The 23327-nt window shown below is 59.4% G+C and carries 23 protein-coding genes and 1 tRNA gene; 20 read left to right on the top strand and 4 right to left on the bottom strand.

What is annotated here, in order from left to right; genetic code table 11:
• Window positions 1-125 precede the first annotated feature (125 nt).
• From nagZ to BSK43_RS22335, 10 genes are all read left to right on the top strand, one after another.
• Window positions 126-1139 carry a beta-N-acetylhexosaminidase gene (gene nagZ / locus BSK43_RS22380; protein ID WP_077469925.1) on the top strand — a complete coding sequence of 338 codons (1014 nt, stop codon included), beginning with the start codon at window positions 126-128 and terminating at the stop codon, window positions 1137-1139.
• 22 nt (window positions 1140-1161) lie between these two features.
• Window positions 1162-2007 (top strand): ScpA family protein, encoded by an 846-nt coding sequence (locus BSK43_RS22375; protein ID WP_077469788.1) that lies wholly within the window; start codon window positions 1162-1164, stop codon window positions 2005-2007.
• 44 nt (window positions 2008-2051) lie between these two features.
• Complete coding sequence (gene scpB, locus BSK43_RS22370) at window positions 2052-2744, top strand: SMC-Scp complex subunit ScpB (protein ID WP_246662684.1); 693 nt, start codon at window positions 2052-2054, stop codon at window positions 2742-2744.
• Window positions 2745-2999: 255 nt separating this feature from the next.
• Complete coding sequence (locus BSK43_RS22365) at window positions 3000-3221, top strand: twin-arginine translocase TatA/TatE family subunit (RefSeq protein WP_068386228.1); 222 nt, start codon at window positions 3000-3002, stop codon at window positions 3219-3221.
• A 54-nt stretch (window positions 3222-3275) separates the two neighbouring features.
• On the top strand, window positions 3276-3944 hold the full coding sequence (tatB, locus tag BSK43_RS22360; RefSeq protein ID WP_077469790.1) for a Sec-independent protein translocase protein TatB: 669 nt from the start codon (window positions 3276-3278) through the stop codon (window positions 3942-3944).
• Entirely contained in the window at window positions 3941-4768 is an 828-nt protein-coding gene (gene tatC / locus BSK43_RS22355) for a twin-arginine translocase subunit TatC (protein WP_068386234.1), read from the top strand. Before tatB ends, tatC begins: the two co-directional genes overlap by 4 nt.
• Before the next feature lie 99 nt (window positions 4769-4867).
• Window positions 4868-6151: a serine--tRNA ligase gene (serS, locus tag BSK43_RS22350; RefSeq protein ID WP_077469791.1), complete on the top strand. Its 1284-nt coding sequence runs from the start codon at window positions 4868-4870 to the stop codon at window positions 6149-6151.
• Window positions 6152-6170: 19 nt separating this feature from the next.
• Window positions 6171-6935, top strand: a complete 765-nt coding sequence (gene surE, locus BSK43_RS22345; RefSeq protein ID WP_077469792.1) for a 5'/3'-nucleotidase SurE — start codon at window positions 6171-6173, stop codon at window positions 6933-6935.
• Between the two features lie 4 nt (window positions 6936-6939).
• On the top strand, window positions 6940-7593 hold the full coding sequence (locus BSK43_RS22340; protein ID WP_077469793.1) for a protein-L-isoaspartate(D-aspartate) O-methyltransferase: 654 nt from the start codon (window positions 6940-6942) through the stop codon (window positions 7591-7593).
• Between the two features lie 168 nt (window positions 7594-7761).
• Window positions 7762-9426: a LysM peptidoglycan-binding domain-containing M23 family metallopeptidase gene (locus BSK43_RS22335; protein WP_077469794.1), complete on the top strand. Its 1665-nt coding sequence runs from the start codon at window positions 7762-7764 to the stop codon at window positions 9424-9426.
• Between the two features lie 77 nt (window positions 9427-9503).
• Here BSK43_RS22335 and BSK43_RS22330 read toward each other — a convergent pair whose 3' ends face one another.
• Window positions 9504-10376: an ATP-binding protein gene (locus BSK43_RS22330; protein ID WP_077469795.1), complete on the bottom strand. Its 873-nt coding sequence runs from the start codon at window positions 10374-10376 to the stop codon at window positions 9504-9506.
• A gap of 207 nt (window positions 10377-10583) precedes the next feature.
• Here BSK43_RS22330 and yajC point away from each other — a divergent pair, with 207 nt between their 5' ends.
• From yajC to BSK43_RS22305, 5 genes are all read left to right on the top strand, one after another.
• The gene (yajC, locus tag BSK43_RS22325) at window positions 10584-10931 is read left to right on the top strand and encodes a preprotein translocase subunit YajC (RefSeq protein ID WP_068386251.1); all 348 of its coding nucleotides are present in this window, start codon (window positions 10584-10586) and stop codon (window positions 10929-10931) included.
• 155 nt (window positions 10932-11086) lie between these two features.
• Entirely contained in the window at window positions 11087-13633 is a 2547-nt protein-coding gene (gene secDF / locus BSK43_RS22320; RefSeq protein WP_246662653.1) for a protein translocase subunit SecDF, read from the top strand.
• Window positions 13634-13637: 4 nt separating this feature from the next.
• The gene (locus BSK43_RS22315; protein WP_068386255.1) at window positions 13638-14024 is read left to right on the top strand and encodes an Mth938-like domain-containing protein; all 387 of its coding nucleotides are present in this window, start codon (window positions 13638-13640) and stop codon (window positions 14022-14024) included.
• Window positions 14025-14041: 17 nt separating this feature from the next.
• Entirely contained in the window at window positions 14042-14902 is an 861-nt protein-coding gene (locus tag BSK43_RS22310; RefSeq protein ID WP_077469797.1) for a phytoene/squalene synthase family protein, read from the top strand.
• Between the two features lie 78 nt (window positions 14903-14980).
• Window positions 14981-15442 (top strand): hypothetical protein, encoded by a 462-nt coding sequence (locus BSK43_RS22305; protein ID WP_077469926.1) that lies wholly within the window; start codon window positions 14981-14983, stop codon window positions 15440-15442.
• A 6-nt stretch (window positions 15443-15448) separates the two neighbouring features.
• Here BSK43_RS22305 and trmFO read toward each other — a convergent pair whose 3' ends face one another.
• The 3 genes from trmFO to BSK43_RS22290 all read right to left on the bottom strand — a co-directional run bounded on the left by trmFO (window position 15449) and on the right by BSK43_RS22290 (window position 17606).
• Window positions 15449-16885: a methylenetetrahydrofolate--tRNA-(uracil(54)-C(5))-methyltransferase (FADH(2)-oxidizing) TrmFO gene (gene trmFO, locus BSK43_RS22300; protein ID WP_077469927.1), complete on the bottom strand. Its 1437-nt coding sequence runs from the start codon at window positions 16883-16885 to the stop codon at window positions 15449-15451.
• A 129-nt stretch (window positions 16886-17014) separates the two neighbouring features.
• The gene (locus tag BSK43_RS22295) at window positions 17015-17158 is read right to left on the bottom strand and encodes a DUF1127 domain-containing protein (RefSeq protein WP_015339701.1); all 144 of its coding nucleotides are present in this window, start codon (window positions 17156-17158) and stop codon (window positions 17015-17017) included.
• Between the two features lie 301 nt (window positions 17159-17459).
• Window positions 17460-17606, bottom strand: a complete 147-nt coding sequence (locus tag BSK43_RS22290; RefSeq protein ID WP_015339702.1) for a DUF1127 domain-containing protein — start codon at window positions 17604-17606, stop codon at window positions 17460-17462.
• 888 nt (window positions 17607-18494) lie between these two features.
• Here BSK43_RS22290 and BSK43_RS22285 point away from each other — a divergent pair.
• From BSK43_RS22285 to BSK43_RS22265, 5 genes are all read left to right on the top strand, one after another.
• Entirely contained in the window at window positions 18495-19634 is a 1140-nt protein-coding gene (locus tag BSK43_RS22285) for a DUF2157 domain-containing protein (protein ID WP_077469798.1), read from the top strand.
• Entirely contained in the window at window positions 19631-20248 is a 618-nt protein-coding gene (locus BSK43_RS22280; protein ID WP_077469799.1) for a GDYXXLXY domain-containing protein, read from the top strand. Before BSK43_RS22285 ends, BSK43_RS22280 begins: the two co-directional genes overlap by 4 nt.
• A gap of 144 nt (window positions 20249-20392) precedes the next feature.
• Window positions 20393-20477: transfer RNA gene (locus BSK43_RS22275), tRNA-Leu, on the top strand.
• Window positions 20478-20754: 277 nt separating this feature from the next.
• On the top strand, window positions 20755-22242 hold the full coding sequence (gene tig, locus BSK43_RS22270) for a trigger factor (RefSeq protein WP_077469928.1): 1488 nt from the start codon (window positions 20755-20757) through the stop codon (window positions 22240-22242).
• A 369-nt stretch (window positions 22243-22611) separates the two neighbouring features.
• Complete coding sequence (locus BSK43_RS22265) at window positions 22612-23325, top strand: HAD family hydrolase (protein ID WP_077469800.1); 714 nt, start codon at window positions 22612-22614, stop codon at window positions 23323-23325.
• The last annotated feature ends 2 nt before the right edge of the window (window positions 23326-23327 follow it).

Below are 23327 nucleotides of genomic sequence, written 5' to 3'. Positions count from 1 at the left end.
TCAGGCGCTGAACTCTCTGAAAACGGCGGGTATAAACCCGCCGTTTTCATTTGAGGTACCTTGTTCCTGTGTATCTCGGCTTGACCTCACTCGCGTTTCGCGGCGTCAGTCTCTATGATTCGGATATGACCGAATCGAAATCCATGATCCTTGGCTGCAGCGGCCATGCCATCACGCCCGAAGAGCGTTCCTTCTATCAGGGGGAACAGCCATGGGGCTTCATTCTGTTTGGACGCAATATTTCCGAGCCGGCGCAGATCGCCGATCTGGTTGCGTCCCTGCGTGAGAGTGTCGGACGCGCCGCGCCGGTGTTTATCGACCAGGAAGGGGGCAGGGTGCAGCGCATTCGCCCGCCGATCCTGCAGCATTATCCCTCGGGACAGGCTCTGGGCGACCTTTATCGGCAGGATCGCGAGCGTGGTCTGCGCGCTGCATGGCTGATGTCACGGCTTCATGCCTTCGATTTGCTGAAGTTCGGCATCAATGTCGATTGCCTGCCAGTACTGGATGTTCCGGTGGAGGGATCGAGCAATGTCATCGGCAATCGCGCCTATGGCGGCGATCCGGTGACGGTAACGGAAATGGGGCGTGCTGCGGCGGAGGGCCTGAAGGCCGGCGGCGTCCTGCCCGTGATGAAGCATATGCCCGGTCATGGCCGCGGCTTTGCGGATTCGCATCACGAATTGCCTGTAGTCTCCGTTCCGCGTGCGGAACTGGAGGCGCATGATTTTGTGCCTTTCGTGGCGCTGAAGGCTGAGCTGATGGCGATGACGTGCCACGTCGTCTTCACCGATATCGATCCGACCAACCCTGCAACGACCTCTCGCAAGGTGATCGAAGAGATCATACGCGGCCATATCGGCTTCCAGGGCCTGCTTTTGTCGGATGATACATCGATGAACGCGCTGAAGGGTACGATCGGCGAGCGTGCGGCAAATATTATTGCCGGCGGATGCGATATCGTGCTGCATTGCAATGGCGTTATGAACGAGATGCTGGAGGTCGTGCGTAACGTTCCGCCTTTGGCCGGTGCGGCGCTTGCGCGGGTCAAGGCAGTAGAAGCAGCATTCGGCCATGCTGACAACGCGGACGAGGCGGCGATTCGCGCCGAATTCGATGCGACGTTTGCGGTGGCCTAACCGAACTCCGAGGATCTGACGAGTGAACAAGGTGAGCGGCACGGAAAAGCTTCAGCAGGCGGCAACGCCAATGGATAAGATCTGGCAGGAAGGCGAGGGAGAGCGCGGCTCGCACGAGCCGGCTCTGGTCGTCGATATCGCCGGCTTCGAAGGACCGCTCGATCTTTTGCTGCATCTGGCTCGTACACAGAAGGTCGATCTCTCGCGCATTTCCGTCGTGGCGCTTGTCGAGCAATATCTGCAGTTCATCGAGACTGCCCGGCGCATCCGCATCGAGCTTGCGGCCGATTATCTCGTCATGGCCGCGTGGCTGGCCTATCTCAAATCCAAGTTGCTCATTCCGCAGCAGAGCAAGGAAGACGGTCCGACGGGTGAGGAGATGGCGGCAACGCTTGCCTTCCGTCTGAAGCGCCTTGAAGCCATGCGCGACGCGGCATCCAACCTTGTCAACCGCAATCGCCTCGGCCGCGATATCTTTGCTCGCGGCGCGCCCGAACATATTCCCGATCGGCGTCAATCCGCCTTCGATGCCAGCCTTTACGACCTCCTGACGGCATATGCCGGCCTGCGCCAGCGGCAGGCCGTCACGCAGGTGACGATCGAAAAGCGCAGCGTCTGGTCGCTTGCCGATGCCCGGGTGATCCTGGACCGGATGATCGGAGAAATCACCGATTGGACCGCTTTGGAGCACTATCTGCTGCGCTATATGGTCAGCGCCAGCGACCGTGTAACGGCCATCGCCAGCGCCTTTGCGGCTTCGCTTGAGCTTGTGCGCGAAGGGCGGCTGGAAATACGCCAGGAAGGCGCCTTTCAGCCATTATATATGCGGCGCGGGCCGAAGCATGGTTCGCTCGAAGCGGCGGAATAGGGTAGGATGCAAGCGTGACCGAGCCGCAGGACGATCAGCAGAGCATGGAATACGAGACGACCACGCCCGAGGTCGACGATCGTCGCGTCGGCGAGGCGGAGCGCATTGCCGAAGCGCTGGTTTTTGCTTCGGCTCAACCGGTCTCCGAAACGTTCATTGCTGAGCGTGTTGGCGATGGCATTGATGTTGCTGCCGTGATGCAGAAACTCAAGACAGATTATGCGATGCGCGGCGTCAATCTCGTGCAGGTGGATGGTGCCTGGGCTTTCCGGACGGCGGCCGATCTCTCATTTGTGATCCGGCGCGATGAAAGCGAGGTACGCAAGCTCTCCCGTGCCGCCCTGGAAGTGCTTGCCATCATCGCCTATCACCAGCCGGTGACGCGCGCTGAGATCGAAGATATCAGAGGCGTGCAGACGTCGAAGGGCACGCTCGACGTTTTGATGGAATCGGGCTGGGTTCGCTTCCGTGGCCGCCGACGCACCCCCGGCCGGCCGGTCACACTCGGCACCACGCGCGATTTTCTCGATCATTTCGGCCTAGAGGAGCTGCGCGATCTGCCCGGTCTCGAAGAGTTGAAGGGCGCAGGGCTCCTGTCTGGCCGCATCCCCGCCAATTTCAATATCCCATCCCCCTTGATGAGCGACGAACTCACCGAGGATGAAGATCCGATCACGCATCTGGATCTGGAGGAGCTCGGTCTTCTGCCGCCCAATGGAGCGATTTCGGGCGATTGACGCTGATTTCGGCGCCTCCGGCGGTTGATCGCGCCGGGTTTGGTTCCAGCGAATTTCTTTCAGGAACCGGTAGCCGGTCTCTCTTTCGCCATCAGCAGATGCGAATATGGAAATCATCCCCTTGAGTTGGAGACGTTTGGTCGCCGCTATCGGCGTTCCACATCCTGATATACGTGGATGTACCGAATTTTGTTGTTTGAAAAACATCAATAAACGTCTTACATCGGGATGACATTGAAATCGGGAGTTATCGCAATGGGTTCTCTAAGCATATGGCACTGGCTCATCGTCCTGGCCATCGCGCTGTTGTTGTTCGGTCGTGGAAAGATCCCGGAACTGATGGGTGACGTCGCCAAGGGTATCAAGAGCTTCAAAAAAGGCATGAACGACGACGAGGATACTTCGGCGCAGCCGCAGCCGACCTCGGCGACGACGACGTCCCGCACGGTCGAGCACAAGGCTGACGAAACGAAGTAAACATGTCGGGCAGGCGGAGGCCGAAAGGCTTGCCGTTGGCCCAGGAGCCTTTGCATGTTCGATATAGGCTGGTCCGAGCTGGTAATTATTGCCGTCGTGGCCCTGGTGGTCATTGGTCCAAAGGAGCTTCCGGCAACCTTGCGGACCATCGGCAAGATGACGGCGAGAGCCCGGAAGGTTGCGGGCGATTTTCGTGCGCAGTTCGACGAGGCCATGCGTGAGGCGGAGCTGGACGATGTGCGCCAGACGATCTCGGATGCCCAGAAGCTCAATCCGGTCAATTCATTGCGTGAAGCCATGAATCCGCTGCGCGAAATGGGCAACGAGATAAAGGCTGATCTGCAGCGTTCGGCGACGCCGGATAAACCGGCCGTTGCTGCCACACCCTTGCCGGACGAGCCGGTGCCTGGTGTATCGACAGGCTTGCCCGAAGCGCTTTCCGCGGCCTCCGCGCCGAGCAATCCGTCGCCGGTGGTTGCTCCCACGCCGCAACCGGTCGCCGTTGCGAGCGAGACTGCTGTAAAGCCGAGGAAGCCGCGCGCCAAGCCGGCTGCAAAGGTCGATGATGTCGCCGCCGCAGCAGTCCAGACACCCGTCGTTACCGAAAAACCCAAGCGCGCGCCACGCAAGGTCGCCGTCGCTGCCGTAGAGAAAGCGCCTGCAGCTCCCAGCAAGCGCGCTACAGCAAGCAAGACAACGCCGAAAAAGAAGGACCAGGCATGACGGGTGAAATCAACGATAAGCCGCAGCCGCTTATCGAACACCTCATGGAACTGCGTTCGCGACTGATCTGGTCGCTGGTGGCGTTCTTCATCGCCTTTATCGGCTGCTTTGCCGTGGCGAAGCATCTGTTCAACTATCTGGTCTATCCCTACAAATGGGCTGTGGTCTGGGCCGGGCTCGATCTCAGCAAGGCCGAGTTGATCTATACCGCGCCGCAGGAATTCTTCTTCACCCAGGTGAAGGTCGCCATGTTCGGCGCGCTGGTCATCGCTTTCCCGATCATCGCCGCCCAGATCTACAAGTTCGTGGCGCCTGGCCTCTACAAGAACGAGCGCGCGGCATTCCTGCCGTTTCTCATCGCCTCGCCGGTGCTGTTTCTCATGGGCGCGGCGCTCGTCTATTTCTTCTTCTGCCCCATGGTCATGTGGTTCTTCCTGAAGATGCAGCAGGCGCCGGCCGATGGCCAGGTGGGCATCGCGTTGCTGCCGAAGGTCTCGGAATATCTGAGCCTGATCATGACGCTGGTCCTTTCCTTCGGCCTCGTCTTTCAGCTGCCCGTCATCACGACGCTGCTGGCCCGTGTCGGCCTGGTGAGCTCGGCCTGGCTTGCGCAGAAGCGCAAATTCGCGATCGTCTTCGCCTTCATCGTCGCCGCCGTGCTGACGCCGCCGGATCCGATGTCTCAGATCGGCCTTGCAGTGCCGACGATCCTTCTCTACGAGATTTCCATCTACGCGGCGCGACTCGTGGAACGCCAGCGTGCCCGGCAGACGCTTGAAGAGAATGACGAGACGTCCGATGTCGCCAAGACGGATAATGTCTGAGCGACGGATCATGATCGTTCTTCCATAGAGGTTGCCGGATCGATCTCCGACCGATATTTCGGTCGGAGCTATAGTCATGTGTAACGACCTGGAACGACGATGCTTGATATCAAATGGATTCGTGAGAATGCCGAGGCCCTCGATGCAGCGCTTGCCAAGCGCAGTGCGGAGCCTCTGTCGCAAGGCCTCATCGCGCTCGACGAGAAGCGCCGCTCCGTTGTTCAGTCCGTCCAGGATATGCAGTCCCGCCGCAACGCCGCCTCGAAGGAGATCGGCGCGGCCATGGCGCAAAAGAACACCGAGCTTGCCGAAAGACTGAAGGCAGAAGTCGCCGACATCAAGACTTCGCTGCCTGCCGCGGAAGAGCAGGAGCGCGTGCTGACGGCCGAGCTTAACGACGCGCTGTCACGCATTCCGAACATCCCGCTTGACGATGTGCCTGTCGGCAAGGACGAGCACGACAATGTCGTCAAGCATGCCTGGGGCGCCAAGCCGACCTGGAACCATCCGCCGAAAGAGCATTTCGACATCGGCGAAGAGCTCGGCTACATGGATTTCGAGCGCGCCGCGAAGCTTTCCGGTTCGCGCTTCACGGTGCTGACCTCGCAGCTGGCGCGCCTTGAGCGGGCGCTCGGCCAGTTCATGCTCGATCTCCATACCAGCGAGCATGGGTATACCGAAGTCAGCGCGCCGTTGCTGGTGCGTGACGAAGCCCTGTTCGGTACGAACCAGTTGCCGAAATTCGCCGAGGATCTTTTCAAGACCACGGACGGGCGCTGGCTGATCCCGACAGCCGAAGTGACCCTCACCAATCTGGTCTCCGGCGAAATTCTCGATCAGGAGAAGCTGCCGCTTCGCTTCACGGCGCTGACGCCGTCCTTCCGCTCGGAAGCGGGCTCCGCCGGCCGCGATACGCGCGGCATGCTGCGCCAGCATCAGTTCTGGAAGTGCGAGCTGGTGTCGATCACCGACGCCGAAAGCTCCATTGCCGAGCACGAGCGCATGACGGCCTGTGCCGAGGAGGTGCTGAAACGCCTTGGTCTGCATTACCGCGTCATGACGTTGTCGACGGGCGATATGGGCTTTGGCGCCCGCAAGACCTATGACCTCGAAGTCTGGCTGCCGGGGCAGGATACCTATCGCGAAATCTCGTCCTGCTCGGTCTGCGGTGATTTTCAGGCCCGGCGCATGAATGCGCGCTATCGCGGCAAGGACGACAAGGGCACGAAGTTCGTTCACACGCTGAACGGCTCCGGCACGGCCGTCGGTCGCTGCCTGATCGCGGTCCTTGAGAATTATCTGAACGCCGATGGCTCCGTCACTGTCCCGGACGCACTGCTGCCATATATGGGTGGTGTGAAGAGGATCGAGAAAGCGGCATAAATAACAAGGCGGTGGGGCGATGCGCATACTTCTGACCAATGACGATGGCATTCACGCCGAAGGGCTGGCCGCATTGGAACGTATCGCCCGCACGCTGTCTGACGACGTCTGGGTCGTGGCACCCGAGACCGATCAGAGCGGTCTTGCTCATTCGCTCAGCCTTTCCGAGCCGCTGCGCATGCGCAAGGTTTCCGACAAGCATTTCGCGCTGCGCGGTACCCCGACAGATTGCGTCATCATGGCTATTCGCCAGGTTCTGGACAGGAAACCGGATATCATTCTCTCGGGTGTCAATTCCGGCTCGAACGTCGCCGATGATGTCACCTATTCCGGAACCATCGCCGGCGCGATCGAAGGCACGCTGCAGGGTGTTCGTTCCTTTGCACTGAGCCAGGCTTATGTCTACGAAAACGGCGCCCGCATCGTCCCTTGGGACGTGGCCGAAGCCCATGCACCGGCGCTGCTCGGCAAATTGTTGAATGTGGATCTGCCTGACGGCACGTTCCTGAACCTGAATTTCCCGAATTGCCGCCCGGATGATGTCGCCGGGACGGAAGTGACGGCACAAGGCAACCTTGCCTTCAACGTTCAGGTGGAAGAGCGCGCCGACGGTCGTGGCTTTCCATATTATTGGCTGAAATTCGGCGAACGCAGCGGTATCTTCCGGCCGGGAACCGATATCCAGGCGTTGAAACAAAATCGGATTTCGGTAACGCCTTTGAAACTCGATCTGACGGATTATTCGGCGCAGGACCGCGTGGCGCGGGCGCTTGGTATGGAGTAGCGCATTGACACCTCGTTTGGTGGAAAAGGAAGGCTTTGCAGCCGTGGTTCTGCGGCTGCGGGCGGAAGGCATATTGGATATCGATCTGATGACGGCGGTCGAGCAGACGCCGCGCCTGCCTTTCGTGCCCGCGCAGTTCGTCGACGATGCCTATTCCAGCCGGACCATTCCCATCGAATGCGGTGCCTTCATGGAAGGTATGGATCTGGTCGTTCGCATTCTTCACAGCCTCAAGATCAAGCCGGGCCACAGGGTTCTTGAAATCGGAACCGGCAGTGGTTTTACCGCTGCAGTCATGGGACGGATCGTCGAGCGGGTGCTGACGGTCGACCGCTACAAGACGCTGACGACGGCGGCGCAGCAGCGCATGGATGCGCTTGGGCTGCGCAATGTCATCATTCGCCAGGCCGACGGCAGCGCTGGGCTGCAGGGTGAGGGCACCTTCGACCGCATCCTGGTAACTGCCGCTTTCACGACCATGCCGCGCTTCTATGCCGAGCAGCTGGTGTCGGGCGGATCCATGATTGCACCACTCATCATGTCCGACGATGTTTGCCGTCTGGTGCGTCTGACGAAGACCGGCAGCCGATTCGAGCGCGAGGAACTGTTCGACGTTCCCTACCAACCGATCGTGCCGCTGCTCGCCTCCTATCTTTGAAACTCAAGCCAGCTTGATGCCGATGAAACGGCCGCAAGAGAGGCCGTCTCGTTTCTATGGTTAGCAATTCCTCAAAAATACACATGCCGCACCAGTGCTTTAACCGCATGGTAAGATTAACGCGCTTTAATCGACCCATAAACGGTTGCGTCTTAAGTGGGTCGAGTCATGGGTTTCAGTCTTTCTTCAAACTTCGGTAAATCGGCAGGGAAAGTCCTAGTGGCAATTCTTCTGGCGAGCACTGCAACGGCTTGTAGTTCAGACACAACCCGCTTCAGCGGGCTCTTCTCCAAAAATACGGATAATGTGACGACCGGTTCCATCAACCGGCGCAGTCTGAACGGTCCGGATGGCGATCCGGTGCCGAGGGCCGATGTTGCTCAGGCTGGCGGTTATGGTCAGCAGGATTATTCGCAGCAGAGCGCACCGGTAACGCAACCCTACCCGAATTCGCCGGCTCGCTATAATCCGTCCTACTCCAGCGCTAGGGCATCGACCGCGCCTGTCGCAATCCAGCGTTCCGATCTTGCGCCTCCCGGCGCATCGGCCGACGCCGGCCGCCCGCGCAATGGCTCCAGGGCCGAAAATGAAGCGATGGCCCAGCCATTCCCCGCTTCGCACAACAACAATGGTTCCCGCAATGCTCCGGCTCTTGCGCCTGACACATTGTCGACGGGTACGATCAAGACCGCCGCTGCGCCGCAAATGTCTCCGGGCTGGACCACGGTCAACGCTCCGAGCGTGACGCTGCATCAGGGCGAAAACATCGCGCTGCTGTCGCGCCGCTATGGTGTGCCGGAAAAGGAAATCCTGCGTGCAAACGGCTTGCGCAACGGCGCTGGCGCACAGCCAGGCCAGCAGATCGTCATCCCCACCATGAACGGTGCGGGCGCCTCCAGCCCGGCCAAGATGGCTTCGGAAGCCACCGATCTTTCCAAGGACGGCAAGATGCCCGGCCCGGGCAAGGCTCCGCAGCAGGATGCGCTTGCGCTGCCGTCCAGCGGTCAGATGCGCGGCAAGTCCCAGGCTGGTCTTGCTGACCCGAACAAGCTTGCTGCCGGTAACGGCAAAGGTCCGGCACCGAAGGGTACCTATGTCGTCAAGCCGGGTGATTCTCTTGCCAGGATTGCTAAGGAAAGCGGCGTAACGGTTGCCGAATTGAAGCGGGCCAATAATATGAAGGCTGGCGATAGCGTTCGCATCGGTCAGGCCTTGGCATTGCCGCATGGTGGCGTCGCTGCTGCCGATCCGGTCAAGACGGCTTCCATCGAGCCGCAGAAGATTTCCGCCAAGCCAACTGCAGAGCCGGTTGCAAAGCAAGCGCCCAAGGTCGTCGCTCATGCAGATGCGCCGGCCGATACCTCCAAGCCGCAGGTGGTCGCTTCTGCTTCTCCGAGCCAGTCGATCAATGACGCGGCCAAATCCGATGCGCAGGCAGATGCGCCTGAGGCAACCGGTATCGGCAAATATCGCTGGCCGGTTCGTGGTGCGGTCATCGCCGGCTACGGTGCCAACGTCAACGGCAGCCGCAATGACGGTATCGACATCTCCGTTCCCGAGGGCACGCCGGTCAAGGCTGCCGAAAACGGCGTCGTCATCTATGCAGGCAACGGCCTGAAGGAGCTTGGCAATACGGTTCTCGTCCGTCACGACGACGGCACCGTCACGGTCTACGGCCACGCCGATGCGCTCAGCGTCACCCGCGGCCAGAAGGTTCAGCGCGGCCAGACGCTCGCGACCTCTGGCATGAGCGGCAATGTCAGCCAGCCGCAGCTACACTTCGAAGTCCGAAAGAATTCGGCTCCGATCAACCCAATGACGTTCCTTGAATAGGTAGTGCATCTCAAGGACTCTGCAAAAAGCCCGGCAATCGCCGGGCTTTTTGTCGTTTGAGGCTTGGAGAGCTGAGATCAGTCCCGATCAAGCACGATGCGCAGCCGTCCGGCCAGATCCTGGATATATTGCCAGGCGACGCGGCCAGATCGGGCGCCGCGCGTGGTCGCCCATTCCAGTGCCTCGTGGTGCATCCGCACCCGATCGAGATCCAGCTTGAAATGATCGGCATAGGCATCGATCATCACCAGATAGTCTTCCTGGCTGCACTTGTGGAAACCGAGCCAAAGGCCGAAGCGATCGGAAAGAGAGACCTTCTCCTCCACGGCCTCGGACGGATTAATCGCCGTCGATTGCTCGTTTTCCATCATATGCCGCGGCAGCAGATGCCGACGGTTGGACGTCGCGTAGAACAACACATTGTCCGGCCGCCCCTCGACACCACCGTCCAGCGCTGCCTTCAGCGATTTGTATGCAGTATCGTCGTGATCGAAGGACAGGTCATCGCAGAAGATGATGATGCGGTGCGGCGCAGCCTTCAATATGTCGAGCAGCACCGGCAGCGACGAGATATCTTCGCGATGCACCTCGATCAATTTGAGCGAGATGCCCGTGGCGCGGCGCACATCCTCGTGCACCGCCTTGACGAGCGAGGATTTGCCCATGCCGCGCGCGCCCCAGAGCAGGACGTTGTTGGCGGCAAAGCCGTCGGCAAAGCGCAGCGTGTTCTCGTGCAGAATATCGCGGACGTGATCGACACCGCGAATGAGCGTGAGCGCCACCCGGTTTGGCCGCGGTACTGGTTGCAAATGGAGCCGGGCAGGCGCCCAGACGAAGCAGTCGGCAGCGTTCCAATCGTTGACAGCCGGAGCAGGGCCGGCCAGACGTTCAACCGCGTCGGCGAGGCGGCGGACTTCGGCAAGGATCAGGGCGTTTTGGTCTTCAGTCACCGTTTTCCTCCTGAATAATGATCAAGAAAGTCGTAGAATGCGCGCGCTGTCTTGCCGGGTATCATGCTCCATCCGGAGCTGAAAGGCTAAGAGACCGGGAAAACGGTACGGTTGGCGGCTGTTTTTGTTGCAATCGCCATGCGCGTAACTATATTCCGGCCACCTGACGCGGGGCCCGTTCCCGCTAGGAGTTCAAGGGAGTTCTCGATGTTTATTACCAACGCATATGCGCAGAGCGCGACAGATTCGGCAGCCGGTGTCTTCGGTGGTTCCGGTTTCGAAATGATCATCCTGTTTGTGCCGCTGATGGTCGTTTGGTATTTCCTTCTCATCCGTCCGCAGCGTGCGCAGGCAAAGAAGCGTGACGAGATCTTGAAGAACATTCGCCGCGGCGATCAGATCGTCACCAGCGGCATCGTCGGCAAGGTCACGAAGGTCATCGACGACAAGGAACTCGAAGTCGAGATTGCCGACGGCGTGCGCATCCGCGTCGTCCGCAGTGCGATTTCGGAAGTTCGCGTCAAGGGTGAGCCTGTCAAGGCTGACGCAGCGTAAGCTTCTCTCGTGCAGGCAGCTCGCCTGGCCTGTGCATGTCCTCGAAAATCGGAATCGACTTTCTTGATGGATTATGCACAAATTCAAGGTGTTACTGCGCCCGTCGCATTTCCTGCTAAAAGCGGGGCGCAGTAGAGAAGCCCAAACTCGAGAGAATGATGCTGCACGTCTCCTGGTGGAAGACCACCCTGATCTGGTTCGTCGTTCTCTTGAGCGTGCTACTTGCCGCTCCCAACCTGCTTGGCGAGCGCTATCTTTCCTCTCTTCCGACATGGTGGGCGCACAGAAAGATCGAGCTCGGGCTCGATCTTCGCGGCGGCTCGCATCTCCTCCTCAAGATCGAACGGGATGATGTCGAGAAAGACCGCCTGGAAGCCATCGTTGGCGATATCGGAACGCGATTGCGCATCGTCAATGTCGCCTATTCCGGCCTGACCGGAACCGGCCGGAAAATTCAGCTTCGCATCAACGATCCCGCGCAGGTTCAGGCGGCGGTAACCGCATTGCGGCCGCTCACCACCGGCTCGGACAAGCCGGCCATCACGCTTTCCCAGGGTGACGCCGGCGCATTGACACTCGATATCACCGATGCGGATATCGACAGTCACGTGTCCGCGGCGGTTGCCCGGTCGATCCGGGTCATTCGCAACCGAATTGCACAGCTTGGGGTGGGCGAGCCTCTGATCCGAAGCCAGGGGCGGGATCGCATCATCGTGCAGGTGCCTGATCTCGCAGATCCGCAGCGGTTGAAGAACCTGCTCGGTCAGCCGGCACAGCTCAGCTTCCGCCTCGTCGATCAATCGATGACGGTCCAGAATGCCATGGATGGCCAGCCGCCGGCCGGCACCGACGTCATGTTTTCCGAAGATGACCCACCGGTCGGCTATCTCGTGCAGCGCCAGCCCATCCTCTCCAATGTGGATTTTGCCGACGCCGTTGCCGTGGTCAACAGCCAGAACAATGGTGGCACGACCTCCGTGAAGCTGACGCAGGAAGCGGCCCACCGGTTCGCGCAAGCAACCGCAAGCAATCTCGGCAGGGTCATCGTCGTCGTGCTTGATGATCAGGTTATCTCTGCTGCCGCACTGAAGACCGTGATCGCAACGGGCGAGGTTGATGTTCCAGGAGATTTTACGGCTCAAGGAGCCCAGGATCTGGCTGTGATGATCAAGAGCGGGCCTTTGCCCGCGACGTTGACAACGGTTGAGGAGCGGACCATCCAGCCGGGTCTCGGCGGTGAAACCGCGCGTTACGGCATCATAGCCTGCATCGCCGCCGCGGTTTTCGTCGCCGCCTTGATGATCGGCTTCTATCGTCTGCTCGGCATTGCAGCGACCATCGCGCTGATCATCAACATCATCATGGTGTTGGCGATCATGGGGTTGCTTGGCATAGCGCTGACGCTGCCGGGAGTCGCCGCTATCGTCCTGATCATCGGTATCGGGCTGGATGCCCTGGTGCTGATCTATGAGCGCGTGCGTGAGGAAGAAAAGAAGACGCATCTCCTCGTTGACGCGCTGCGCCATGGTTTCAACCGGGCGGCCGCGACCGTGGCCGATGCCAATCTGACCGTGCTTATCGTTGCGGCCATTCTTTTCTATGCCAGCAGCGGCTCGGTGCGTGGTTTCGCCGCGACCCTTATCATCGGCGTTTTCACCACTTTTTTCACCTCCTGCTTCGTGACGCGTTCGCTCATCGATATGTGGATATCGCACCGCAAGCCGCGCACCCTCCTGGTCGGTGTGCGCAGCGGCATTTTCGACAATGCCAACATCCGCTTCATGGGCATCCGGCGTTATACGTTCACGGTTTCCGCCGCCCTGTCGGTTGCAACACTTGTTGCCTTCGCGACGATCGGCATGCATCTCGGCATCGATTTCGCCGGCGGTTCCATCATCGAAGTTCGCGCCAAACAGGGCCTCGCGGACCCGGCAAATATCCAGTCACGTCTTCAGGATATCGTCCCGGGGGATGTGCGGGTCGAGCGGATCGCCGATCGCCTCGGCGCGGTCATCCGAGTGCATGCCCAGGAGGGTGGCGAAAATGCCGAGCAATCGGCCGTAACCCTCGTGCGCGAGGAATTGGGCAAGGATTACGATTTCTCCCGCGTTGAAGTGGTTGGTCCCGCTGTTTCCGGTGAAATCACCACGACGGCTTCGCTTGCCGTGCTGGCAGCCTTGATTGCAATTCTCGTTTACATATGGCTGCGCTTCGAGTGGCAGTTCGCAGTCGGCGCGATCATCGCGACGTTGCACGACGTCATCCTGACGCTCGGCCTCTTCGTTCTGACCGGCATGGAATTCAACATGACGAGTATCGCCGCGATCCTGACCATTGTCGGTTATTCGCTGAACGATACCGTTGTCGTCTATGACCGCATGCGCGAGAATCTCAGGCGCTATTCGCAGATGCCTTTGCCGATCCTGATCGACGCCTCCATCAATCAGACACTATCGCGGACCATTCTCACATCGGCGACGACGCTTCTGGCGCTGCTCGCGCTCTACATCTTCGGTGGCGAAGTGATCCGTGCCTTCACCTTCGTGCTGCTTTTCGGTGTCGCGGTCGGCACTTTTTCGTCGATTTATATTGCGGCGCCCGTGCTGATCCTGTTCAAGCTGCGGCCGGACAAGTTCCAAACCGGTGGTGAAAGCTCAGGCCCCGCCGCCGGCGACATTCAGTCAGGCAAACCAGCGGTGTGATACATTGGCAAAAGGTATAGAAATCCGGAAAGCGCATTTCCCCGGGCGCGCACCGATCGACGCTTACGGCAATGGCGGTTTCCGCTTCGCCGACATGTCGCATCGCGGCTCTCTGCTCTGCCTGCCTTCGGGCATTTACGGCTGGGACATGCTGTTGGGCGACGCGCTGACACCGGATCGCTTCCAGAAGGTGCTCGACGAGGCCGCACAGATCGAAGTCCTGCTTGTCGGCACCGGCATGGAACTGCGACCTCTGCCGGCTGATCTGAAGGCGGCCCTACGCGCCCGGCAGATTTCCTCCGACCCGATGAGCACCGGAGCGGCTGTTCGCACGTTCAATATCATGCTGTCCGAGTCGCGTGCCGTCGCTGCTGCGCTGATTGCAGTTTGACCTCCGGATCACGCGACATGACGACATCAGCTACGCCGCGGACCAATCGGGACATCTGCCTCGCCACGCTTCGGGATACCGATCGCGATCGTTATCTTGCCTGCCTGTTGGCGCCGGAGGAAAAGCGCCCGGCGCTTGCCGCGCTCTACGCCTTCAATGCCGAATTGGCCCGCGTGCGCGACCTCGTGCATGAGCCATTGCCCGGCGAAGTGCGAATGCAATACTGGCGCGATCTCCTCGAAGGGCAGGCCCATGGCTCGAGCGAAGCCAATCCCATTGCCGCCGAACTTCTGACGGCGATTGAACAATACCGCCTGCCGCGCCAGACGTTGATCGACATGATCGACGCGCGCATCTTCGATCTCTACGACGATCCGATGGAGACGCGTGGCAATTTGGAGGGTTATGCCGGGGAAACGGCGTCAGCCCTCATTCAGCTTGCGAGCCTGGTCCTGTCACCGGACGAGGCGAAGCGTTCCGCTGATATTGCCGGCCATGCCGGTGTCGCGCAGGCGATCGGCGGCTTGCTGCTGTTGATGCCGCTCCAGCGCCATCGCGGCCAACTCTACCTGCCGCTCGAGATTCTCGCAGCAACAGGCCTTGATCGGGATAGTTTCCTGGTCGGTGAGGACAAGGTACGCATTTCAGCCGCGATCGAGGCATTCGCCGGTCTTGGCCGTGAGCATCTGGCCAAGGCGAGGGCGGCAGGCACGATACCGCCTGCGGTGTTTCCAGCCTTCTTGCCCGTCACCCTTGCAGAGCCTGTCTTGAAAAAAGCGCAGAGATTGGGAGCCGGTCTCTTCGACCATCCACTGGCGCTGCCGCAATGGCGGCGGCAGATGCGCATGGCGCTGGCCTCTATTACAAAGAAAATCTAAAATAACATCACGCTCGCGCAAGTCTCGGCGTTTATGGAGATGGGCGGGCACTTGATTTATTTTTCAGGGGGAGCTGCCGTGGGCATTATCGTCTGGTGCGTACTTTTCGCGATTGTCGTCTTCTTTGCTTTCTTCGCGACGCGCATGGCTTCGCAGAACAAGGAAGACGGTCTGCACGATACCGGACTTGCGATCATCGAGTTCGGCCGCGCTTTCCCAACCGAGGCGATCAGGCAACTGCAGACGACAGCCAACGGGCAGGCGGTCTTTGTACGCCTGCATGACGACAAGGCTGGCTTCATGCGCAGCCTGCGAAATCATTTCAGCGTCCATCTGATCGAACCCGGCCGGGCGCATGCCAGGGATTCGGGCACTGGTCGTGGTCTGGCGGTCGAGTTTCTCGATGCCCCCCATCACAATGGAACGTTCGAATTCTCAACTCCGGCAGAAGCGGCGGAAGTCTCTCTTTGGCTGCTCGGCAATTATGTGGCTGGCGACAATGCCAAGCCGGCGGAACTGATGCCGCCGGCCAAGGCCTGAGAGATCTCAGGCGCTTTCAGCAAGGGCAGGAGCCGGCAGGCCGAGCCATTGAGCGCAATCGCCAAGCGCGCGCTTGGCGATGAGCTGACGCTTCATGATGGTCTTGTCCTTGCCGCGAAAGCGCTTGATGCCTTCCGGTCTGACGATCGACCCTGGCTCCAGCTCCGGGAAAAGCCCGAAATTGATGTTCATCGGCTGGAACGAACGCTTGCCTGGCTCCTCGTCGGAGACGATATGGCCGCCGGTGATGTGGTTAAGCAATGAGCCGAGCGCCGTCGTAGCCGGCGGGAGCGATGGTGTTTCGCCCTTGCGTTCCGCAGCGGCAAAGCGTCCGGCAAGCAGCCCGATGCTGGCGCTTTCGACATAGCCTTCACAGCCGGTGATCTGACCGGCGAATCGCAGGCCCGGTCGCGACTTCAGCATCAGCGAGCGGTCGAGCAGCGTCGGGGAGTTGATGTAGGTGTTGCGATGCAGCCCGCCGAGCCGCGCGAATTCGGCATTCTCAAGGCCGGGAATCAGGCGAAAGATCTCTGCCTGCGCGCCATATTTCAACTTCGTCTGGAAGCCGACCATGTTGTAGAGCGTGCCGAGCGCATTGTCCTGGCGCAGTTGCACCACGGCATAGGCCTTGACTGTGGGGTTATGCGAGTTGGTGAGGCCCATCGGCTTCATCGGACCGTGGCGCAGCGTTTCGCGTCCGCGCTCGGCCATGACTTCGATCGGCAGGCAACCGTCGAAATAGGGCGTGCCTTCCCATTCCTTGAAGCCCACGGCGTCACCGGCAATCAGGGCATCGAGGAAGGCATTGTACTGGGCCTGGTCCATCGGGCAGTTGATATAGTCCTTGCCCGTGCCGCCCGGCCCGACCTTGTCGTAGCGGGACTGATACCAGCAGATGTCCATATTGATGCTGTCGCGATAGACAATCGGCGCAATGGCGTCGAAAAAGGCAAGCGCGTCGGCGCCCGTTTCAGCCTGGATGGCGCTGGCAAGACCGGGCGCGGTCAGCGGGCCGGTGGCGATGATCGCCTGGTCCCATTCTTCGGGCGGCAATCCCTGGATTTCCTCGCGGACAACGGTGATCAACGGATGGTTCGCGATCGCCTGGGTTACGGCTGCGGAAAAACCGTCGCGATCGACAGCAAGGGCTCCACCGGCCGGCACCTGATGTCGATCCGCGCACGCCATGATCAGCGAACCGGCCATGCGCATCTCTGCATGGATGACGCCGACCGCGTTGCTTGTGGCGTCGTCTGAGCGGAACGAGTTGGAGCACACCAGCTCGGCAAGATCGTCGGTCTTGTGTGCCTCCGTGCCGCGCACGCCACGCATCTCGTGCAGGATGACGGGCACGCCGGCGCTGGCGATCTGCCAAGCCGCTTCGGAGCCTGCGAGGCCGCCGCCGATGATATGAATAGGGGAGTGAGAGCTGGTCTGTGTCATGCGCGCGTCATTATCACGGGCAACGCGGCGATCCAATTGCTTTGCGCAATGACTGGAGCCGAAAATAACGCTGGAATCAAAAACGGCGCCGAAAGGCGCGTCTTGAGGCAGTCTGCAGTTCAGTACCGATTAACGGAAAGAACGTGCAGCGATGTTGCGGATTTCGTAGCGGCTAACGCCGATGTCCGACAGGGTCTGGCTGGAAAGGTTGCCGAGTTCGTTCAGAGTGCGGCGGTAGCTGATCCAGTTCTTGGCAATGCGAAGCGGGTTCATGATCTTGTCCTCAGTATCTTGTTTGCGAGCGGTACGATTACCGCCTCAGCGCTTGCACTCTATATAGGCGTGAGAACGTGCTTTGTGCAGTGCAAAGAAAAGGCGTCTGCTATGCATTTGTGCAATATGGCGCCCAAAAAGCCATCAATGCCTAAAATTTACATGCCTTGCGTGTCGCGAATAGCTCGGACTAGGTCGCATTATGCTGCAATTGCACAATGGACAAAAAAGAACGCCCGTCGCGGCGGTCCGCAACGGGCGTTGAGAAGGCTTTCGCTATTGGGCGAAGCCTATCCGGCGATTAGCGGCCGGTGGCTTCGCGAGCAACGCGATGGATGTCAGCGCGGTCGATACCGAGGTCGTGCAGTTCACGCGAGCTCATGCGGCCGAGTTCGTTGACGGTCTGACGATACTTGCGCCAGTTGTTGAAAGAGCGGGTCAGGTTCATTTTAGTCCCTTTCGAGGATTTGAAGATCTCGCGGCCCAGTGATTGGTTCCGTCGTCGATCTGATGCCTTCTTATATATGCTGCGCTGCAAGAACTAAAAAGCGCGAATGCTTCATGTCACCTATGCGTAAAGTGCAATCCTTGTAGGCGATCTGCCCAAGAAGATGGCTGCTTTATGTGCATATCGCGGCTGAACGAAGAATGCCCCGAAGAGCTCGTTCTCCGGCAAACCTCAGCTTTTCAAGGGCGGTTCTCCCGTTTGCCTGCATCCGGCCATGTTTTCGCCAGCCTTGCTATTTTCGGGTAGGTCTAATTGCTGAGGCGCGCCTTGCCGGCGATTTCTGATCGGCATGCTTTGGGCTCGATAGGTTTCGCGCCCGCACGACGCTTGCTGGCGTCTGAGGGTGTGTCGAGTGGCATATAAACGATTGAAACGGGCAAAAAATAACGCCCACCGCGGGAGGAGGTGCGGCGGGCGTCATTTGTGGTGATTGACGACTGGGAGGAGGAGTGTCGTCAATCCATCGGAGCGCACTGGGAGGAGGAGTGTGCAGCTCCGAATTCTCTGTCAGGATTTACATCCTCAGGCTTGCTCCGATTTGCATCGGCCCGGCGCGCCATCGCCGTGTTTTGTTGGCTCATTAATAGTATGACTTTTTGATTTTGTGCAGCGCAATAATTTCATGGGAGATATGTCGTCTGCGCATGTCTTGCATGGGTATCTCGATACCGGTCCTTAGGATACTGAATGATCGCTTAATACTGTATTAACGAGAGACATATTCGTGTGGAAGGTGCTGGCGGCGCATACGCGCAAGCTCGGATCGATCGCCTGCCGTTTTGTGGTAATTCTTCTCTATGCGGAGAGTCGCATGGGTAGGGGGCCGGGATGTATAGAGGCAGGCTGGAGCGGGATCTGAAGATCTGGGTCGACAAGGGACTTGTCGATGCGACGGCGGCGCAGGCTGTGCTGCGCGAATATGACGGACGCCAGACAAGCTTCAGTGCGGGGAGGGTGCTGACCATCCTGGCGGCCGTGCTTCTCGGCCTGGCGCTATTGCTGTTCATCTCCGCGAACTGGGAAGAGATCCCGAGGCTTGCACGCCTTCTCGCTCTCTTTGCCATGATATGGGGCTTCTATCTCGGCGCCGCGAAGTTGCTGACTGCCGGGCGCTCTATATTGGCGGCAGCCTTGCTGATTCTCGGGACATTGAGTTTCGGCGGTGCTATGGCGCTCGTCGGTCAGATGTACAACATGTCCGGCGATGAGCTGAGAATGATAATCGTCTGGTTCGCGGCGGCCTGCATTGTCGCTGCGCTGTTTCGCTCGAGCGCGCAGGTCGCACTGGCTGGCTTCCTTGCCTGGGCGTTTTGCGGTGCCTATCTCTGGGATCATTTTGATCGCTGGCAGGGTGTCATGCCGTGGGTGCCGCTTCTGATGGCCGCGGTCCTGATTGCGCTCGTCAGATATGTCGACGCGCCGAGAGCGAGACACTTCGCCTATCTGATCATCGTCGGGTGGCTGACCTGGCTTTTCGGCCTGCACGAGAGCCTGAATGCGGCAATCCTGTTCGCCGCCCTCGGAATGGCCGCCTTCCTTGCAGTCAGCATCCCGGCCTCGCCACTGATGCCTCTTGCGCGGACGGCGGGTGCGGCACCAGCCTTTTACGCCTTTCTTGTCGCCGCGATCGGTCTCTTTCTGGTCCATGCCGAAATCAGCAACGAGACCTTTACGAATGATCTTTGGGAGAAAGATGCGCTTGCCCTCATCATTGTCGCCGTTGCGACGCTTGCAAGCTCTGTCATCGCAATCGCCCTTAGCGGTCGTGACAATGGTGCGGTACGCTTTCTCGCCTATTTCGTCTTCGCCTGCGAGATCCTCTATCTCGCCAGCGAAACGATCGGCTCGATCATCGGTACGGCGGGCTTCTTCCTGATTGCCGGTTTGTTGGTGGCGTTTGCCGCCTGGGTGGTCATCCGGTTGGAACGGCGCTTTTCCGGCAGTCGCGAGCAGGGGGCACAGGCATGAGTGATCTGGCTGAGAAGAATGCTGTTCTGAGTGGCCCGCACCGCTTCTGGATTGCCGCCATCATCGTTGCTGCCCTGCAGACGGCCGTGCTCGGCTATATGGTCGGCGAGCGGGCCTGGGGCCTGCGAAGCGGTGTCGAGGTTATCCTGAAGACAGCGCCGGTCGATCCGCGCGATCTTCTGCGCGGCGATTACGTGACCTTGAACTACGATATTTCACGGGTTCCGGTCTCGACGCTGGTCGGCGGTGCGCCGAAGCAAAGTCTGACCGCCCAGATCCTGTCCGTTCGCCTGAAGAAACAGGATGACGGCTACTGGGGTATTGTCGAATCATCCTTTGGACCGCTCGATCCCAAGCCCGATACGGTCGTGCTCAAAAGCCTGCCCGTCGACTATTTCTTTTATGCGGAGCAGACCGACGCGTCGCAGTCATTGATCTCGGTCGACTATGGCATTGAGCGCTATTATGTGCCCGAAGGTCAGGGGCACGACATCGAGAGTGCGCGCAACGAGAGCCGTGTCGCCATTGCGGCCCGCATCTCTTCCGATGGTGCTGCCCACATCAGAGCACTGCTTCTTGACGGCAAACCGGTATACGAGGAACCGCTTTATTGAAGATGTTTGTCCGTCAAAACCGGATAAGCTTGTCCATGGTCGTGGAACCGTCATTTTTCCTTTGCGTGGTTTGAAACGGGTGATATAGAGACGCCGCGCTCCGGAAGGCCCCATGGGCAGGCATCGCCATGCGGTTTTGGGAACGCGGGTATGGTGAAATTGGTAGACACGCCAGATTTAGGTTCTGGTGCCGCAAGGCGTGGGAGTTCAAGTCTCTCTACCCGCACCAAGACGTCTTATGGACGGGGGAGGCTGAACAAGCTTGTCTTCCTACATGCCGCAGGACGCGCCATTTTGCCTAGGCATCCCGCTTTCGGATAGGGAGTGGATCAGATGCTTCGACTCGTAACGAGATAGGGCTGCCTCTTGCGCGTTCATTCGAAGGCGCGGCGCTCTTGGCAAAGTGACAGGGAATTGCATCCAAGCCACGCTCGGGATTTTCCGGCGTCGTGCTCATCGAAACGAACGGCTGTCTGGGCACGGCCGCCATGAATGAAGGTAGGACAATGCAGGTTATCGAAACGCTCGCTGAAGGGCTGAAGCGCGAAATCAAGGTGGTCATCCCCGCCAAGGACATGGAAGTTCGCATGAACGAACGCCTGGCCGAGGTCAAGGACAAGGTCCGCATCAACGGTTTCCGTCCGGGCAAGGTACCGGTTGCGCATCTGAAGAAGGTCTATGGCAAGTCCATCATGGCCGACCTCGTCAACGAGATCGTTCGCGACCAGCCGCCGGCAATCCTGACCGAGCGCGGCGAAAAGTCGGCAACCCAGCCGGAAATCGCCATGACCGAGGACAAGGACGAGGCAGAAAAGATCCTCGCTGCCGAGGCCGATTTCGAATTCACGCTTTCCTACGAAGTTATCCCGGCGATCGAACTGAAGTCCGTCAAGGGCATCAAGATCACCCGCGAAGTTGCTGAGATCGCCGAAGACGAAGTCACCGAGCAGATCCTTAAGATTGCCGAAAGCGCCCGCACCTACGAGACCAAGAAGGGCAAGGCCGCTGACGGCGACCGCGTCACCATCGATTACCTCGGCAAGGTCGACGGCGAAGCCTTCGACGGCGGCAAGGACGAAGACGCACAGCTCGTTCTCGGCTCCAACCGCTTCATCCCGGGCTTCGAAGAACAGCTCGTCGGCCTCAAGGCCGGCGATGAGAAGGTCATCACCGTAACCTTCCCGGCCGACTATCCGGCCAAGAACCTCGCAGGCAAGGAAGCCACCTTCGACATCAACGTCAAGGAAGTCGCAGCTGCCGGCGAAATCGAGATCAACGACGAACTCGCCACCAAGCTCGGCCTCGAATCGGCTGATCGCCTGAAGGAAATCGTCCGCGGCCAGATCGAAAGCCAGTACGGCTCGGTTACGCGCCAGAAGGTCAAGCGTCAGATCCTCGACCAGCTCGACGAAATGTACCAGTTCGACACCCCGCAGAAGCTCGTCGAAGCCGAATTCGCCAGCATCTGGCGCCAGATCCAGACGGATCTTGCTGAATCGGGCAAGACCTTCGAAGATGAAGACACCACGGAAGAAAAGGCTCGCGAAGAGTACCGCAAGCTTGCTGAGCGCCGCGTTCGCCTCGGCCTCGTTCTCTCTGAAATCGGCGAAAAGGCCGGCGTCGAAGTCAGCGAAGACGAACTGCAGCGTGCGCTTTACTCGCAGCTCCAGCAGTTCCCGGGCCAGGAAAAGGAAATCCTGGAATTCTTCCGCAACACGCCTGGCGCCTCGGCCAACCTGCGCGCGCCGATCTTCGAAGAGAAGGTCATCGATCACCTGCTGACCGAAGTCGACGTCACGGACAAGACCGTTTCCAAGGAAGCGCTGCTGGCCGACGACGAAGCCGAAGACAAGCCGGCTGCCAAGAAGGCTGCTCCGAAGAAGAAGGCCGCTGCCAAGGCTGACGCGACCGAAGCTGCCGCTGAAGGCGAAGAAGCCGCTCCGAAGAAGAAGGCTGCTCCGAAGAAGAAGGCTGCTGAAGACAGCGCCGAATAATCGGTTTTTCTTTCTGATTGAAATGAAGCCCTGCCGCTCGCGGCGGGGCTTTTTTGTTGCAGAGAGGGAAGGCCGTCATTGCGCCTTCTAGGCGCCAGCCGCTTGGACAAATTCAGGCCCTCCGCTGCTCAGGGTGGGGACGGTTCATCGCGTGGAACGAAGCCTAGTCGATGTGCGTCTTGCCCAGAAGCTTAGTTCTTATAGTGAGGTGTGTAGGGTGGTTAGGCCAGAGCCCCGAACCACGAGGGCGAGTGGTGAATAGGTCACGCGATTCCGGACATCTGCACGAGCCGCCGTCGATTGCGATGGACATTTTTCACCTCCGTCATACGCTCCAACTGGAAAAGCAGCTCGGTGCGATAACCCAGGATGCAGGACGTGATTGAAGCGGTGATGTTTGACCTTGATGAAACCCTCATCGATCGGAGAGCGGCGCTGAGGGCGTTTCTGCCGGATCAATTCAAGCGGTTCGGGGATCAACTGCAGGGCGTGCCATTGCGGGCGTTCGAGGCAACTTTCTTTACATTGGAGAAGGAAGGCCTGGTCGACAAGCAAAAACTCTACCCGAGCTTGGCAGCAGCTCTGGATGTGGACAGTCATTGCGGAGCTCGCCTGTTTTCCGATTTTCAAACGCATTATCCGCATTTCGCCAGGCTATCGATTGGCGCTCTTGAAACGCTGGTAGCGTTGCGGACGCGTGGTTTGAAGACGGCCATCATCAGCAACGGTCATGCCAAAGTTCAATCCGCAAAAATTGAGATCACCGGGCTCAAAGATGTCGTCGACCTCGTTGTCATTTCGGAGGATGTCGGGCTGCGGAAGCCGGACCCGCATATTTTTCGACTCGCCGCCGAACGGCTGGGCGTGGCGCCGGCACAGTGCATCTTCATAGGCGATAATCCGGAGGCGGATGTCGTGGGTGCAGAAGCATCTGGGATGACAGGCGTATTCTATGGTGACGGTGCGACCTGGCCAGACACACTGCCATTCCCGAAATACGGCATAGATACTCTCGACGAGGTTCTCCCCCTGATCGAAGCTGTTGCACGAGATCTGCCACGGTCGCCTTACGTCAGTTGGTAGCG

The organism is Rhizobium sp. P44RR-XXIV (assembly GCF_001999485.2).
Lineage (GTDB): Bacteria > Pseudomonadota > Alphaproteobacteria > Rhizobiales > Rhizobiaceae > Rhizobium.
The sequence above is the reverse complement of the archived record's forward strand: the minus strand, read 5'-3'. Positions and strand labels throughout refer to the sequence as shown.